At 58.7% G+C, this 15,217-nt stretch carries 13 protein-coding genes; 1 reads left to right on the top strand and 12 read right to left on the bottom strand.

Annotated features, from left to right (window positions below):
• Positions 1 to 8: 8 nt before the first annotated feature.
• The 7 genes from ACPF9B_RS02065 to ACPF9B_RS02095 form a co-directional block, all read right to left on the bottom strand.
• Positions 9 to 1,448 carry a CpaF family protein gene (locus ACPF9B_RS02065; RefSeq protein WP_424178890.1) on the bottom strand — a complete coding sequence of 480 codons (1,440 nt, stop codon included), beginning with the start codon at positions 1,446 to 1,448 and terminating at the stop codon, positions 9 to 11.
• A 9-nt stretch (positions 1,449 to 1,457) separates the two neighbouring features.
• Positions 1,458 to 2,702: an AAA family ATPase gene (locus tag ACPF9B_RS02070; RefSeq protein ID WP_424178892.1), complete on the bottom strand. Its 1,245-nt coding sequence runs from the start codon at positions 2,700 to 2,702 to the stop codon at positions 1,458 to 1,460.
• 234 nt (positions 2,703 to 2,936) lie between these two features.
• Positions 2,937 to 3,593, bottom strand: a complete 657-nt coding sequence (locus ACPF9B_RS02075) for an OmpA family protein (RefSeq protein ID WP_007205648.1) — start codon at positions 3,591 to 3,593, stop codon at positions 2,937 to 2,939.
• Between the two features lie 13 nt (positions 3,594 to 3,606).
• The gene (locus ACPF9B_RS02080; protein WP_424178894.1) at positions 3,607 to 5,037 is read right to left on the bottom strand and encodes a type II and III secretion system protein family protein; all 1,431 of its coding nucleotides are present in this window, start codon (positions 5,035 to 5,037) and stop codon (positions 3,607 to 3,609) included.
• Positions 5,038 to 5,354: 317 nt separating this feature from the next.
• Entirely contained in the window at positions 5,355 to 6,188 is an 834-nt protein-coding gene (gene cpaB, locus ACPF9B_RS02085; RefSeq protein ID WP_424178896.1) for a Flp pilus assembly protein CpaB, read from the bottom strand.
• 300 nt (positions 6,189 to 6,488) lie between these two features.
• Positions 6,489 to 6,662: a hypothetical protein gene (locus ACPF9B_RS02090; protein ID WP_007205645.1), complete on the bottom strand. Its 174-nt coding sequence runs from the start codon at positions 6,660 to 6,662 to the stop codon at positions 6,489 to 6,491.
• A 184-nt stretch (positions 6,663 to 6,846) separates the two neighbouring features.
• On the bottom strand, positions 6,847 to 7,020 hold the full coding sequence (locus ACPF9B_RS02095; protein ID WP_424178898.1) for a Flp family type IVb pilin: 174 nt from the start codon (positions 7,018 to 7,020) through the stop codon (positions 6,847 to 6,849).
• A gap of 350 nt (positions 7,021 to 7,370) precedes the next feature.
• Between ACPF9B_RS02095 and ACPF9B_RS02100 the strand changes: the two genes are divergently transcribed.
• Complete coding sequence (locus ACPF9B_RS02100; protein WP_424178900.1) at positions 7,371 to 8,210, top strand: lytic transglycosylase domain-containing protein; 840 nt, start codon at positions 7,371 to 7,373, stop codon at positions 8,208 to 8,210.
• 54 nt (positions 8,211 to 8,264) lie between these two features.
• On the opposite strand, the gene ACPF9B_RS02105 is transcribed toward ACPF9B_RS02100, so the two are convergent.
• The 5 genes from ACPF9B_RS02105 to tldD all read right to left on the bottom strand — a co-directional run bounded on the left by ACPF9B_RS02105 (position 8,265) and on the right by tldD (position 15,169).
• Positions 8,265 to 8,903, bottom strand: coding sequence for a 3-oxoacid CoA-transferase subunit B (locus ACPF9B_RS02105; protein WP_007205642.1), 639 nt, complete (start codon positions 8,901 to 8,903; stop codon positions 8,265 to 8,267).
• A complete protein-coding gene (locus tag ACPF9B_RS02110; protein ID WP_007205641.1) occupies positions 8,903 to 9,607 on the bottom strand; it encodes a CoA transferase subunit A in 705 nt (234 codons plus the stop codon). Before ACPF9B_RS02110 ends, ACPF9B_RS02105 begins: the two co-directional genes overlap by 1 nt.
• Before the next feature lie 73 nt (positions 9,608 to 9,680).
• The gene (gene topA / locus ACPF9B_RS02115) at positions 9,681 to 12,308 is read right to left on the bottom strand and encodes a type I DNA topoisomerase (protein ID WP_424178903.1); all 2,628 of its coding nucleotides are present in this window, start codon (positions 12,306 to 12,308) and stop codon (positions 9,681 to 9,683) included.
• Positions 12,309 to 12,442: 134 nt separating this feature from the next.
• Positions 12,443 to 13,573: a DNA-processing protein DprA gene (gene dprA / locus ACPF9B_RS02120; protein ID WP_424178905.1), complete on the bottom strand. Its 1,131-nt coding sequence runs from the start codon at positions 13,571 to 13,573 to the stop codon at positions 12,443 to 12,445.
• 174 nt (positions 13,574 to 13,747) lie between these two features.
• Positions 13,748 to 15,169, bottom strand: coding sequence for a metalloprotease TldD (gene tldD / locus ACPF9B_RS02125; RefSeq protein WP_424178907.1), 1,422 nt, complete (start codon positions 15,167 to 15,169; stop codon positions 13,748 to 13,750).
• Between the last annotated feature and the right edge of the window lie 48 nt (positions 15,170 to 15,217).

The following is a 15,217-nucleotide window of genomic DNA, read 5'->3' on the forward strand; positions in this document are numbered from 1 at the left end:
GATCTGGTCTACTCCGCGACCATCGGTTCAAAGATGGCGGGCGGCAGGTCATAGCCCCACAATTTGAACCGTTCGGAAAAGTGGCTGCGCACGCCTGTCGCGGTAAAATGGCCAATGATCTTGTTGTCGGGGGTCAGGCCGACGCGCTGATAGCGGAAGATTTCCTGCATCGAGATCACATCGCCTTCCATGCCGGTGATTTCCGTGATCGAGGTCATGCGGCGCGATCCGTCTTGCAGACGCGATGCCTGCACGATCAGGTTCACAGCCGATGCGATCTGGCTGCGCATCGCCTTGATCGGCATGTCGATCCCGGCCATGGCGATCATGTTTTCCAACCGGCTGACCCCGTCGCGGGCAGAGTTGGCGTGGATCGTCGTCATTGACCCGTCATGGCCGGTGTTCATCGCCTGCAACATGTCGATGACTTCTTCGCCCCGCGTTTCGCCGACGATAATCCGGTCAGGGCGCATCCGCAGGGCGTTTTTCAAACAATCGCGCTGCGACACGCCGCCCTTGCCTTCGACATTGGGTGGGCGGCTTTCCATACGGCCCACATGGGTTTGTTGCAGCTGCAATTCGGCGGTGTCTTCAATCGTCAGGATGCGTTCGGCATCGTCGATAAAGCCAGACAGCGCGTTCAGCGTCGTGGTCTTGCCCGACCCCGTCCCGCCCGACACAATGATGTTCAACCGGGTGGAAACAGCGGCCTGCAGATAGGCGGCCATTTCCTCGGTAAAGGCGCCAAAGCGCACAAGATCATCGACGCCCAGCTTGTCTTTCTTGAATTTGCGGATCGAAACCAGCGATCCGTCCACCGCAATCGGCGGCACCATCGCGTTGAAACGCGACCCGTCTGCAAGGCGGGCATCGACGTAGGGGTTGCTTTCATCGACGCGGCGCCCAACGGCCGACACGATCTTGTCGATGATACGCAACAGGTGGCGTTCGTCCTTGAACGTGACATCGGTCAGTTCCAGCTTGCCGTTGCGCTCAACAAAAATCTGCTGCGGGCCATTGACCAGAATATCATTGATCGTGTCATCCTTGAGCAAGGTTTCCAGCGGGCCAAGGCCCGTCACCTCGAAAAACAGATCCTGACTGAGGGTCTGGCGTTCTTCACGGCTGAGGACGACACCCATTTCCTCTAGGGTTTCATTGGCGATTGCGTTGATTTCGGTGCGCAACTCCTGTTCCGTCGCGGTTTCCAGCGCGGCAAGGTTCAGGTTTTCCAACAGTGATTTATGCAGGTCGAGCTTGAGTTCCTGCAACCGGTCCTTTCGGCGCTTGTCCTTGTCGGCGGGGCCTGCATCGGCTGGCCTGCGCTGCGGCATGGCTTTCATCAGCGAGGGGCTATCGGGTTTGGGCGCTGACGCAACGGCCCGCTGCCCTGTCGTTTGCGTGACACCGGCAACAGGAACGCCTGGTTTCTTGTATTTTGAAAACATGGATCGCCTTTATGCTTTGGCGTCGGCGGTCGCGGTCACGTTGACCTCATGTACCGACTTTGCAAGTTTCATGATTTCTTTGCGCAGGGGGTTCTTTGGATTGCTTTCGGCCAGCGGCGTGCCGTGATCGGCGCTTTGCATGACGGCCTTGCCGCCGTCAGGCATCAGCACCTCGACCGAGATACCCAAACTTTCCGCCAGACGTTTGACCCGGCTTTTGCCGTTCAGGTCGGTAAAACCGGGGGCGCGGTTCAGGATGAAGCGGATCTTTTCAAACGGCAGTTCCTCGGATTGTAGCGCACGTTTCAGCCGCAGCGTGTTCTGCGCCGAGCGCATTTCAAGCTCGATCATCGCGAAATAGACATGCGCGGCCTCCAGCACGGTCTGGGACCATTCCACCATCGTGGACGGCATGTCGATGACGACATAATCGAAATTCATCCGCGCCATTTCGATCACGCGGGTGATGTCGGCGGGTGAAATCATGTCCAGCGGGATCATATCGGTCGGCGCGGTCAGCACATGCAGTTTGTCACCATAGGTTAGCAGCGCCTGCATAAAGCTTTCCGCATCCATCGCCGCTGTATCGGTCAGCATTTCCAGCACAGCTTCGCGCCGTGGCAGATCAAGGTAGGTCGATGCTGTGCCGAACTGGAAATCGAGATCTATCAGGCAGACCTTTGGCGGGTCTTTGGGGTCGATATTGGCCAATTCCCAAGCCAGGTTCACAGCCATCATCGTGGCCCCCGTACCCCCGGCCAGACCGTGGATCGGAATGACAACGCCCGATTTGGTGCCGGTCGCCTTGAACTGCGTGCCTGTTGGCGAAAACTGCGCCGTATCGTCGATGGTCAGTACACGTTCGATTGCGCGGGCCAGTTCGTTTTCGGGCAGCGGATAGGGGACGAATTCGTCGCCCCCTATCCGCAGCAGCCTGTGCAGGGCAGCGGGTGTCAGGTCTTCGGCGATCAGGATTACCTTGATCCGTGCGGCCTTGGCAGCGGTGATAATGTCAGAGACTTGTTGCAGGTTGTCTTCGTCCTGCGCATCCAGCGCGATGGTGACGAATTGCAGCGCCCGGGCGTCAGGTTGCGCCAGAAACGCGGCCGCATCTTCGAAGCTCAGGTCGCCCCATGAATCACCCAGCGCCGATTCCATGTCTTCAATCAGCAGATCGAAAATTTGCACATCCCGACTGATCGTGCAGGCAACGATCGGGGATGGGTCATTCTGCACGGCGGGGCTGGTTGTCATAAAGGTCGTCCTTGGTCAATTTTTGCAGATGTCCCGACTGCATGATGTACGGCCCCCGCAACCCGCCGTGCGGGCAGGGCAGGTGGCGATATCATCGCGTTCATAAATATGGCGGGAAATCGTGTCGAGAATGGGGCCGAAACAGCGTCATTGTACGAAATTTTGCGACGATCTTGCCAAATTCCGAAGAGTGTTTACGCCAGACATCGCTGGCGTAAACAATGATCTGCGGACTTAGCCGCCGCTCCCGGTCGTGATCGTGGTGTCTTGCACCGTCGTGTTGGGCTCAGCACTTGAGACATATTCGCGAAAGATCACGTCAGCGTATTTGCCGTTCAGCAACAGCGGGCTGGTTTCGACAAAGCCCGATACTTCGGTCACGGTGCGTCTGTTGCGACGTTCGGGTTCCGGTGTGGGGATCAACGGCTGCGTCGCGCCAAAGGACACGACAGCTTCCAGACGGTCGCGGCTGATGCCCTGGGTGGACAGATAGCCCACAACAGCCTGTGCGCGGCGCAGGCCAAGGTTGCGGTTGTATTCTGCCGAACCGACAAGGTCGGTATGGCCAAATACCTTGAAGCGGACTTCGGGGAATTGCCGGATCCAATCAGCCTGCTGACGCAGCGTCGCTTGGGCCAGGCTGTCCAGAATGGCCGAATCAAATTCGAAATTCACCATCGCATCGACCTCGGTATTGAACCGGCGGGCAAGGTTGATGGTGTAATCCTGCTGGCGCGTCTGCACCAAGGCGTTGTTCATCGTGGCATTGCCAAAATCGCCTTGATCAATTTCTGATCCGGCCTCCGTAAAGAAGGACGAGGATGTCGGGCCGGATGGGCCGCAGGCGGACAGTGTTGCTGCGACAAGCGCAGTGCTCATATAGCGTTTCATTGTTGCGCTCCACTCATTCATCCATGACGTAGCCGTAGGACCCCATGAAGTCCTGCCGCGCTACTTCGCCTGCGCCACCGCGTGTCGGCGCGCTGGCCGCAGTCACCCGACCGAACAGGAACAGGTCTTGTTCGCTGGGCGGCCGCACTCGGTCTGTCGGAAGGGCAAGTGCGGTACCGCGTGTCGGTGAAACAAGATGCGGCGTCACGATAATGACCAATTCAGTCTGACGACGGGCATATTCGGCACTGCGGAACAGGGCACCCAGGATCGGCACGTCGCCAATCCATGGCACCTGACCGCTAAGGTCGGTAAAGTCATCCGACAACAGACCCGCGATAGCAAAGCTTTCACCGTCGCGCATTTCGACCGTGGTCGATGTTTCGCGGCGACTGAAGGCGCTGATTTCGAAACCGTTTGCCGAAAAGCTGTTTGAGGGGTCAATCGCCGATACCGCTGCCAGAAGTTCGAGGTTGATGACATCGCCATCCACCACCCGTGGCGTAAAGTTCAGCTCGACGCCGAAAGGTTTGTACTCGACGCTGATCGCACCGTCTTCGCTCGACACAGGCACCGGATATTCGCCGCCCGCCAGAAAGGTGGCCTGCTGCCCGCTGAGCGCGGTCAGGTTCGGTTCCGCCAGCGACCGTACAACGCCACGCGATTCAAGTGCTTCCAACAGCACGCCCACCTCGACGCCACCGGCGCCAAAACCGAACAGGAATGCGCCGTTGTTGTCGTTGGCCGTTGGAACAATATTGTTCAACGTATTCGTGATGCCTGCTTGGCCAACGGTTGTGTTGCTTCCGCCGCGGAGATTCCGGCCGTTCTGCAACGACGTACCGTTCAACGACAGCGACGACGACAGCGCCTTGCTGACCGACCTTTGCATTTCGGCAAAGCGGACCTTGAGCATGACCTGCTGCGTGCCACCGACCGACATCAGGTTCGATACCCGATCTGGCGCATAACGCTGCGCAAGATCCAGCGCACGGTCCAGCCGTGCGGTCGAACTGACCGTGCCGGACAGAACGATGCCGTCATTGGCGGTTCTGACCTCGATATTTTCGCCGGGCAGGATCTGCGTCAGCCGTTCCTTGAATTCCGCCATGTCAGGCGAGACATGCACCTCGACATTGGTGATCAACCGGCCATCGGCACTCAAAAGCGTCAGCGTGGTCCGGCCAGGTTCCTTGCCCAACACATAGATCGTGCGATCGGACAGGGACGAAATATCCGCGATGCCGGGATTGGCGATCGACAATTCGGTAAAGGGGACATCGCTTTCGACGACGACGGCCCGGTTCATGGGAACATCCAATGCGTTGGATGCGGCACCGCGCAATACGCGCAACGTGCTGTCCTGCGCCATGGCTGGTGCTGCCGCTGTCATCGACAACGCAACGCCCGCCAATGCGGCCTTCAGAAATCTGTCATAATTCATAAGTGACCTGCCTCTCCGATCACGCCTCATTGAAATGGGTCTTGGTGCCCTTGATGCGGTGAACATGCGCTAAGGTTGCATTTATTGCAATAATCAGTGCTTTTGAGGGCAAGCCGAATGTGTATATCGCGCAACAGTTGTGTATTTTTATATTAATACACGTCATGCGTTTATTCGGCGTTTATGTCTACATGTCGTGCCGAAACTGTTAATTTCGGTGATCTTGATCAATATAGCGGATGTCGCAAAAATTAATTGCCGATAAAGAATGTACCCTGCTCCGGCATGAATCGCGGTCGGATTCTGGCATCAACGCGTCACTCAGAACACTCGATTTCAACTTGGACGCTCTGTGTGCCGCTGCGCTGGGTCACGAAACAGCGTCGCGCCTCTTCGACCACGGGGGCGGGGGCGGCGACAATATCCTGCTCGCCAGTCAACGCGGAATTATCGATTGTGACGGGGCCGGTTTCTGACAAATCGCCAGTGCCCACCAGCGCAAGGGTCAATTGTCCGCTGTTCTGCGCCTGCGTCAACAGGGCCACTTCTTCTGGGGTCACCTGAACCACAACGCTTTGTGGTCCGCCGCGGTTGCCTGCATCGCCCAGCACGGCGATGATCTGCAGGCCGGATTTGATCAGGTTCGTCACCTCGCGGCCGTCCCGCAATCTGCCGGTCCAATAAACGTCAATTCTGTCATCGGGTCGCAGGATGCCGAAACCGGCCGCCACGCGCCCTTCGACGGGAAACGCCCGAAAGCCCGGTTCGACAAGGGCGGTCAGACCACGGCTGGCCCCCGGTTCGGACACTTTGGTTGTCAGGACCAGTTCATTTGCGATCATCGGCAGGACAACGACGCGCGGCGTCTGTGTCCCCTGCGGGAACAGGCTCTGTTCTGTGGCAAAGGTGCCTTCGGGCAAATAATCGCGCGGATAAGGGACAAGACGGACATCATCCGCTGTCAGATATTCACCATAAGTGACCGATCGCGTTGTGACATAGACGTCCACGGTGACAAGAGCCTGTGCCGCGATCTGGCGCGCGCGGTCAAGCTGGGCGGTTTGTGTCGCCATATATTGGTTCACCATATAGACCGCAAAACCTGCCAGCCCCATGCCAACCAGAAGGACCAGACCAAAAACTACGCGCATGATGCAAACCTTGAATAGAGTTTCGCGCCCGTTCACGTGTGACGGTCTGCCATGGCCGTGACCCGCGCGCACCAATGCGACTTTATCGCATGGCCACTTACAATATGGGTTGTCCGCTTTGCAAGCAAAAGGCGATTAAAACGTTAATCACGCAATCTTGTGGATGTAACTTAGTCACATTGATCAACTTGGCACGTCGTCACACACCATGGTGTGTGTCCCGCCCAGTGTGACCTGTCGCGGCGATGCGATTGAAAAGACCACGGTGCAAATATGTGATCAAGATATCGCCAGCGGCGATTACATCATGTTTGCCATGGTGGTTTGCAGCCACGTTGCATGACCTTCGGCCGCGCCACCAATTGTCGACATGATCAAGAACATAAGCGCCACGACAGCGGCTGAGAGGGTGACCCAATCAACGGTGATTGCACCGGATTCGTCAGTATGAAACGTTTGCAAGATGCTTTTCATTCATCAGCCTTCCGTTTGGTCATCAGACATGGGATCAGTCTTGCTGGCTGTGTTTTGTGAGCCATTTTCGCGCCCGAATGGGCCTAGATGCGACAGGCGGTCTAACCACCGCGGATTTGTGGTGTATGGGTTGCGCCTTTTGGTCAGCGCAGCCCATACGTTTGCACGTCGCCTGCCGTTATTATCAGACTTGGTTGACCAGATCGTTTTGGATCCTGTTCGACAATTGGCCGGCGCCGCCACTGATCGCTGTGCCAACAGCGATACCCAGCAGCACGATTGCCGCGGTCAGAACCACGAAATCGACGGTGACAGCACCGTCTTCGTCTTTGTGGAAAGTCTTGATGAAGTTAAGCATTGATGATCCTCCTGGGGTATCGTTGATGGTCTGGCCGTTCCTCGCCGGGGATGGTGACAACCCCTGGGCGTCACGGTCCGTCTTGGATTTCGCCATTAAGTTGGATGATTGGGGCGGGAGTTTGGCAATATTCGCGCGTTTCGGGCTTTGTTGCATCTGGTGCCAAGAAAATGCCCGCAAGTCTTTGAAAAATATAGAAAGAAAATATTAACAAATATTCATATTCACTAACGCCAGTTGCCAAAAGGCCCGCAACCCACAGGAAAAATCGCGATTTTTGTACAAGATTGTGGCATTTTCACCGGTTTCTGCCATGTTTCGATGAACGAGAATGTCGATCAGGATAGTCCATGTATGTTATCAGGGTGGCTTTTGCAGCCGCGTTCGCGCTCTTGAGCGCGACAACAGTTTTCCCGCAGGTCGAGCGTCTGCAGCCGGATTTTACCTTTAAACGGGTCGGCGTGCCGGCGGCGGGTCAGACGACAGGCCGGATCACGGTGCAGATTGATCCCGATGCCCCCCGTCGCGGTCCTGTCTATGCCGCGCCACGCGCTGAACCGGTGTCGGCTATCGCCGCATCACCGCGGACACAATCGGGTTTTGGCTGGTTCTGGGATAATGTCCCATCATCATTGACCGGTTCAAGCCCCGCGCGGCTGGAACTGGCGATCAACCGGATCAACAATCCCCCGACCGGACAGCATATGCCTGCGCCACGGTTGCAAGCCTTGCAGAATATCGCCGCAGCGCAGGGGGTGCATATCCTGCGCGAAACTGTCGGCACCGATGTGTCGCCCGCCTTGGTGCTGGCGGTTATCGCCATCGAAAGCGCCGGGCGCACTGACGTTGTCAGCACCGCAGGCGCGCAGGGGCTGATGCAGTTGATGCCTACAACCGCCGCCCGCTTTGGCGTCAGCGACAGCATGGATGCAGCCCAGAACATCAAGGGCGGCGTTGCCTATCTTGGTTGGCTTCTGGACCGGTTCGGCAATGATCCGGTGTTGGTGCTGGCTGGCTACAACGCGGGCGAAGGCAATGTGCAGCGTTACCAAGGCGTGCCACCGTTCGCAGAAACGATGGATTATGTGCCAAAGGTGCTGGCGGCGTGGCAGGTCGCCAAGGGGCTGTGCCAGACGCCGCCTGACCTGATCACCGATGGCTGCGTGTTCAACGTCAACGCTCTGCAATAAAAAAGCCCTACCGGATGATCCGGTAGGGCCTTGTTGCGGGGCTACCCAATAATGTCAGACGATCGTCGCCTCGGTCGCGGCGCGCAATTCAGCCTCGGTGACATTGTCGGCGCATGCGACAATCCGCAAGCCACCTTCGACCACATCGAGCACACCCAGATTGGTGATGATCCGGTCCACCACGCCCTTGCCAGTCAAGGGCAGGGTGCAGCTTTTCAGCACCTTCGATTCGCCGTGTTTGTTGGTGTGATCCATAACCACGATCACGCGGCCGACACCGGCGACCAGATCCATCGCGCCACCCATGCCCTTGACCAGCTTGCCGGGGATCATCCAGTTCGCCAGATCGCCGTTTTCCGCCACTTCCATAGCGCCAAGGATCGCTGCTGCGATCTTGCCACCACGGATCATGCCAAAGGATGTCGCAGAATCGAAATAGGCCGTGCGGCCCAATTCCGTTATCGTTTGCTTGCCCGCATTGATCAGGTCTGGGTCTTCGTCACCTTCAAACGGGAAGGGGCCCATTCCCAGCATCCCGTTTTCCGATTGTAGCGTGATATCCTTGTCACCGACATAATTGGCGACAAGCGTCGGGATGCCGATGCCAAGGTTCACATACCAGCCGTCTTGCAATTCTTCCGCCGCGCGGGCGGCCATCTGGTTGCGATCCCAGCCTTTGATCTGTTCGGCCATTATGCGTCCTCCCGCTTGCGCGTGGTGCGCTGTTCGATGCGTTTTTCGTGGGTGCCTGCGATGATCCGGTGCACATAGATCCCGGGCAGATGAATGTGATCGGGGTCCAGGCTGCCGGTCGGCACGATTTCTTCAACCTCGACGACACAGATTTTGCCGCACATTGCGGCCGGCGGATTGAAATTGCGCGCAGTCTTGCGGAACACCAGATTTCCGGTTTCATCCGCTTTCCACGCCTTGACGATGGACAGGTCGGTAACAATGCCATGTTCCAGGATATAGGTCTGGCCGTTGAAATCCTTGTGTTCCTTGCCGTCCGCGATCACGGTGCCGACGCCGGTTTTCGTATAGAATCCGGGGATACCGCAGCCACCGGCGCGCATCCGTTCGGCCAACGTGCCTTGTGGGTTGAATTCCAGCTCCAGCTCACCCGACAGATACTGGCGCATGAATTCGGCATTTTCGCCAACATAGGACGAGATCATTTTTTTCACCTGCCGGGTCTGTAACAGGATGCCGATGCCGAAATCATCCACACCCGCGTTGTTGGACGCGAAAGTCAGGTCCTTGGTGCCTGCGTCCTTGATCGCCGCCAGCAGCAGTTCGGGAATGCCACACAGACCGAACCCTCCCGCCGCGATGAACATGCCGTCGAACAAAAGCCCGTCCAACGCTTCTTGTGCCGAGCCGTAGATCTTTTTCATGCTGCTCCCCTTAGCCATTCGCGCAAAACTGTCGCGGTCCCCGCGCAAAGTCAATCGCCGCGCTGCAGCACCGTTACTTGGTTGCTGCTTTCTTTGGTGCAGGCTTTTTCGCGGCAGGTTTCTTGGCGGCAGGTTTTTTGGCGGCAGGTTTTTTGGCCGCAGGCTTCTTTGCCGACGGCTTCTTTTTTCCGGCCTTGGCGGCACGTTCGTCGATCAGGTCGATGGCTTGCGCCAGTGTCAGATCATCGGGCGTGATCGTGTCGGGGATCGTCGCGTTGATCTTGTCCCATTTTACATAAGGGCCGTATTTGCCGTCATAGATATTGACTGCACCACCCGCCTGCGGATGGTCGCCCAGTTCGCGTATCGGGGCCGCGGCCTTGCCACGCCCGCCGCGCGAGGCGACCTTTTCGGCCAGCAATTGCACGGCGCGGTTCATGCCCACGGTCCAGACCTCGTCGATCCCGTCCAGATTGGCATTGGTGCCGCCTTTGTCGGACGTGCTGGCCGCATGTTTGAGATAAGGACCATACCGCCCGATATTTGCCCAGACCATGATGCCATCTTCGGGGTGTGGCCCGATCTGGCGGGGCAGTTGCAACAGGCGCAGCGCCTGTTCAAGATCGACCTCTTCCGCAGGCCAGCCTTCGGGCACGCCGGTGCGGTCGGGTTTGGGGTTGGCCTCGGATGTGGCGCCACGCTGCACATAAGGGCCGAAACGCCCTTTGAAGATGCGGATTTCATCGCCCGCGTCATGCCCCAGCAATTTGCCATCGGGCGGGATCGCGGATTTTTCAGCCTCTGGATCAGGTGGGCCAAAGGGGCGAGTATAGCGGCATTCGGGGTAATTCGAACAGCCGATGAACGCACCACCCGACCGCGCCGTGCGCATCGACAAGCGGCCTGCACCACAATTGGGGCAAAGGCGCGGATCGGTGCCATCGGCAGTGGGCGGAAACAGATGCGGTTCCAGCACCTCGTTGATCTTGTCCAGCACTTCGCCAATACGCAGATCAGCGGTTTCGCCGATGGCGGCGGAAAAATCGCGCCAGAACCGGTCCAGTACCTTTTTGTAATCGGCGTTGCCCGCGCTTACCTCGTCGAGCTGGTTTTCCAGATCGGCGGTAAAATCATAACCGATGTATTTCTGGAAATAATTCATCAAAAAGGCGGTGACCAATCGGCCCTTGTCCTGCGGGATCAGGCGGTTTTTGTCCTTTTCGACATAGCCGCGATCCTGAATCGTGGTCACGATCGAGGCGTAGGTCGATGGCCGCCCGATTCCCAATTCTTCCATCCGCTTGACTAACGTCGCCTCGGTATAGCGAGGGGGAGGCTGGGTGAAATGCTGCTCTGGATCGACCGATTGCTTCACGACCTTTTCGCCTTGCGCAAGCTGTGGCAGGCGTTTGTCGTCGTCATCGGCAGTATCGTCGCGGCCTTCTTCGTAGATTGCGATGAAACCGTCGAACACCATGACCTGCCCATTCGCGCGCAGGATCACCTGCCCATCGGCGCTTGCCACGTCAACGACCGTCCGTTCCAGCTGTGCCGCCGCCATCTGGCTGGCCAGCGTGCGTTTATAGATCAGGTCATATAGCTTGCGCTGGTCGACATCCTTGATATCGGCCTGATCGGCACCAACCATCATGTCGGTGGGGCGGATACATTCATGCGCTTCTTGGGCGTTCTTGGCCTTGTTTTTATAGATGCGCGGCTGATCGGGCAGGTACTGCGCGCCAAATTTCGCCTTGATCGCGTCGCGCGCGCCGGTCACGGCCTCTGGCGCCATGTCAATCCCGTCGGTCCGCATATAAGTGATCAGACCGGATTCGTACAAACGCTGGGCCACGCTCATCGTTTGCTTGGCACCCATGCCATATTTGCGGCTGGCCTCTTGTTGCAGGGTTGATGTCATGAAGGGCGGGCTGGGGTTGCGGATGGCGGGTTTTGCCTCGACCGATGTGATTTTCAGATCGCGCGAAGTGACCGCCTGCACCGCCAATTCGGCCTGCGTGGCATTGCCCAGATCGAATTTATCAAGCTTCTTGCCCGCCAGTGCGGTCAGGCGCGCCTCGAACATCTGGCCGCGCGGCGATTGCAGCTGGGCCTTGACGGTCCAGTATTCCTGATTGCGAAATGCCTCGATCTCCATCTCGCGCTCGACGATCAGGCGCAGGCAAACCGATTGCACGCGGCCAGCCGATTTCGCACCGGGCAGTTTGCGCCACAAAACGGGCGACAGGTTGAACCCGACAAGGTAATCCAAAGCGCGGCGCGCAAGATAAGCCTCGACCAAGGGCGCATCGACCTGCCGGGGGTTTTTCATCGCCTCAAGAATAGCGGTTTTCGTGATCGCGTTGAACACCACACGGCTGACGGGCGTGTCCTTGCGGATCGCTTTCTTCTCGGTCAGTGCTTCGGTCAGGTGCCATGAAATCGCTTCCCCCTCGCGGTCGGGGTCGGTGGCAAGGATCAGTTCATTGTCGGTTTTTAGCGCGTCCACGATGGCCTTGATGTGCTTTTTGCTGTCGGTCGCGATTTCCCATTTCATGTCGAAATCGTCGTCAGGAAGCACCGACCCATCCTTTGGCGGCAGATCGCGAACATGGCCGTAGGACGCCAGAACAATATAGCCCTTGCCAAGATATTCGTTGATTTTCTTGGCTTTTGCGGGGGATTCGACAACGACGACGGGCATGGGAATCCTTTATCTGCGCGGCTTTGTTCAAGTGGCGCAAGATGTGGCGACGACGACGTGAATGTCAATGACACGAAATTTCCGCCCATCTTCAGAGCCGAAGTATCCCCGCCGGAGGCCAGAAAGTCCTGTCGCTACACCGCGCGTGCCAGCAACCCACCGGCCTGTCGCGTGATCTTGCCATCAAGCTCCAGATCGACAAGGGCGGGGCCCACGTCGGTGGCAGACACTGCAAGGTCGCGCAACAGCTGGTCTTCGGCGACGGGGGCAGGGCCAAGTCGCTGCAGGATCATCGCGTGCAGCGCTGCAATATTGCGCAGCGCAGGGCGGGCCTGCGGCGCCTGTCGCGGGACAGGTGTTGTAATAACCGGTTTGTGTGCCAACGCCTCGATCACGTCATCGGCGGATCGCACCAATGTCGCGCCGTCGCGCAGCAGCATGTTGCAGCCTGCCGCGCGGGCATCGAACGGATGGCCCGGCACCGCCAGCACATCGCGCGCCTGATCCAGCGCATTGCGCGCGGTGATCAGGCTGCCTGATTTCGCCGCAGCCTCGACCACGACAACGGCCTGCGCTATTCCTGAAATGATCCTGTTGCGCGCCGGAAAATGCCGCGCCTGCGGTTGCAGCCCCATCGGCATTTCCGCGATCCGCAGCCCCTGTTTGGCGATGTCATGGGCCAGCTGGGTGTTTTCGACCGGATAGATCACATCGACGCCACCGGCCTGCACCGCCACGGTGCCACCCGCCAGCGCGCCCAGATGTGCCGCCGTGTCGATGCCACGTGCGAGGCCGGACACCACGACATAGCCCGCATCAGCCAGATCATTTGCCAGCTTGCGCGCCATGCGAGTGCCCAGCGATGACGCGTTGCGCGCGCCGACAAGGGCGATCATCGGGCGCGTCAGCAATTCTGTCTGCCCCAGACACCATAAAAACGCTGGCGCATCAGATATATCACGCAAGGCCGCAGGATAAAGTGCGTCATTGTCCCATAACAGGCGCGCGCCCGCGGCCTTTGCGGCCTGCAATTCGGCGCGAATGACACCGATCGGGCAAATCTCGTAACCCGCGACACCGGCGGCGCGGGCGACATCGGGCAACGCATGCAGCGCGTTGGTGGCCGTGCCATATTCGGCCAGCATGCGCCGATAGGTGGCGGGGCCGACGCGGCGGGATCGCAATAGGCGAAGATGGCTGATCACATCCTCTTCCGTGGTGGGGGGGAGTCGGGGGGGGATGGAAGACTTAATCGGTTGGGTCATCCCTTGCTCCGCCTATTGCTGATCAAGGGGTACGCCTTTGCAATTAATAACCCGTGAATCGTATCGCGCCCCCAGCCGATATTCTTTTAAATATCTGATTTAAATTCTTTTTTGACATGCAGCGGGCCGCATGTACTGCGGCCCTGAACATGCGCTTACCCGAATCGGCCCGCATCAGGCCGCCGCGCCACCGACGGTCAGACCGCCGATCAGCAGGCTGGGCTGGCCCACGCCCACTGGCACCCATTGACCAGCTTTGCCGCAATTGCCGATGCCGGGGTCAAGCGCCAGATCATTGCCGATCCCCCTGATCCGCTGCAAGGCGGTCGCCCCGTCGCCGATCAGCGTGGCCCCTTTCACCGGCGCGCCGATGATCCCGTTTTTCACGCGATAGGCTTCGGTGCAGGAAAACACGAACTTGCCGTTGGTGATATCGACCTGACCGCCGCCGAAACCCACCGCATAAATCCCGTCTTTCAATTCCGAAACAAGGCTTTCAGGGCTGGCGTCGCCTGCCAGCATATAGGTGTTGGTCATGCGGGGCATCGGTGTATGGGCGAAACTTTCGCGCCGTCCGTTGCCGGTGGGCGCAACCCCCATCAGGCGGGCGTTCTGGCGGTCCTGCATATAGCCGACCAACACGCCATCCTCGATCAAGACATTGCGCGCGCTGGGCGTGCCTTCGTCGTCGACGGTGATTGATCCGCGCCGGTCGGGGATCGTGCCGTCATCCAGCACGGTCACGCCCTTGGCCGCGATCTGCTGGCCCATCAGCCCGGCAAAGGCGCTGGTTCCCTTGCGGTTGAAATCACCCTCAAGCCCGTGTCCGATGGCTTCGTGCAGCAAGATACCGGGCCAGCCGGGGCCAAGCACAACATCCATGACCCCTGCAGGCGCAGGTTCAGCGTCAAGGTTCACCAACGCGATGCGCAACGCCTCGCGCAGGATCGGTTCCCAATGGTCGCGGCTGATCAGCCCGATCAGGCCGGTGCGCCCGCCGCCGCCCATGCCGCCGCTTTCGCGCTTGCCGTTCTGTTCCACGATCACACTGATATTGATGCGCGACATCGGGCGGGTATCGGTAACCAGCGTACCTTCGGGGCGCAGGATCACCACCTCTTGATGCGAAGCACCAAGGCTGGCCGACACCTGCACGACACGCGCATCAAGCGCGCGGGCAAAGGCGTCAATTTCGCGTAAAACGTCGATTTTGGCGGGAAAGCTGGCCTGCAGCATCGGATCATCATCACTGTAAAGCTTGGCGTTGGTGCCTGCTGGTGCATCCGCCATCACCCCGCCGCCATCGCCCACTGCCAGCCGCGCTGTCGAGACGGCGCGGTGCAATGCGTGCTCGTCGATCGTGGTTGCATGGGCATAGCCTGCGGTCTCGCCGCGCACGGCGCGCAGCCCGAATCCTTCGGAAGCATCAAAGCTGGCTGTCTTGATGCGCCCGTCATCCAGCGACAGCATTTCAGACTTGCGCCTTTCGATAAACAATTCGCCATCATCAGCCCCCGCCGTTGCCGCGCGCAGCAAAGCAAGCGCGCGCGCCTGATCCAGATGGGTTTCGAACGGGCGAAAAGGGGTGGCGGTCATAGCAATATCCTTTGGCGGCAACATTCAGGGACAAAAGCGTCTGTTTGC

It is taken from the genome of Yoonia sp. TsM2_T14_4 (genome assembly GCF_049602355.1).
GTDB classification, from domain to species: Bacteria; Pseudomonadota; Alphaproteobacteria; order Rhodobacterales; family Rhodobacteraceae; genus Yoonia; species Yoonia vestfoldensis_A.

Excerpts from the sequence above, each read along its gene's own strand:
- ACPF9B_RS02065 (WP_424178890.1), bottom strand. The coding sequence starts at position 1,448 with ATGTTTTCAAAATACAAGAAACCAGGCGTTCCTGTTGCCGGTGTCACG.
- ACPF9B_RS02070 (WP_424178892.1), bottom strand. The coding sequence starts at position 2,702 with ATGACAACCAGCCCCGCCGTGCAGAATGACCCATCCCCGATCGTTGCC.
- ACPF9B_RS02075 (WP_007205648.1), bottom strand. The coding sequence starts at position 3,593 with ATGAAACGCTATATGAGCACTGCGCTTGTCGCAGCAACACTGTCCGCC.
- ACPF9B_RS02080 (WP_424178894.1), bottom strand. The coding sequence starts at position 5,037 with ATGAATTATGACAGATTTCTGAAGGCCGCATTGGCGGGCGTTGCGTTG.
- cpaB (WP_424178896.1), bottom strand. The coding sequence starts at position 6,188 with ATGCGCGTAGTTTTTGGTCTGGTCCTTCTGGTTGGCATGGGGCTGGCA.
- ACPF9B_RS02090 (WP_007205645.1), bottom strand. The coding sequence starts at position 6,662 with ATGAAAAGCATCTTGCAAACGTTTCATACTGACGAATCCGGTGCAATC.
- ACPF9B_RS02095 (WP_424178898.1), bottom strand. The coding sequence starts at position 7,020 with ATGCTTAACTTCATCAAGACTTTCCACAAAGACGAAGACGGTGCTGTC.
- ACPF9B_RS02100 (WP_424178900.1), top strand. The coding sequence starts at position 7,371 with ATGTATGTTATCAGGGTGGCTTTTGCAGCCGCGTTCGCGCTCTTGAGC.
- ACPF9B_RS02105 (WP_007205642.1), bottom strand. The coding sequence starts at position 8,903 with ATGGCCGAACAGATCAAAGGCTGGGATCGCAACCAGATGGCCGCCCGC.
- ACPF9B_RS02110 (WP_007205641.1), bottom strand. The coding sequence starts at position 9,607 with ATGAAAAAGATCTACGGCTCGGCACAAGAAGCGTTGGACGGGCTTTTG.
- topA (WP_424178903.1), bottom strand. The coding sequence starts at position 12,308 with ATGCCCGTCGTCGTTGTCGAATCCCCCGCAAAAGCCAAGAAAATCAAC.
- dprA (WP_424178905.1), bottom strand. The coding sequence starts at position 13,573 with ATGACCCAACCGATTAAGTCTTCCATCCCCCCCCGACTCCCCCCCACC.
- tldD (WP_424178907.1), bottom strand. The coding sequence starts at position 15,169 with ATGACCGCCACCCCTTTTCGCCCGTTCGAAACCCATCTGGATCAGGCG.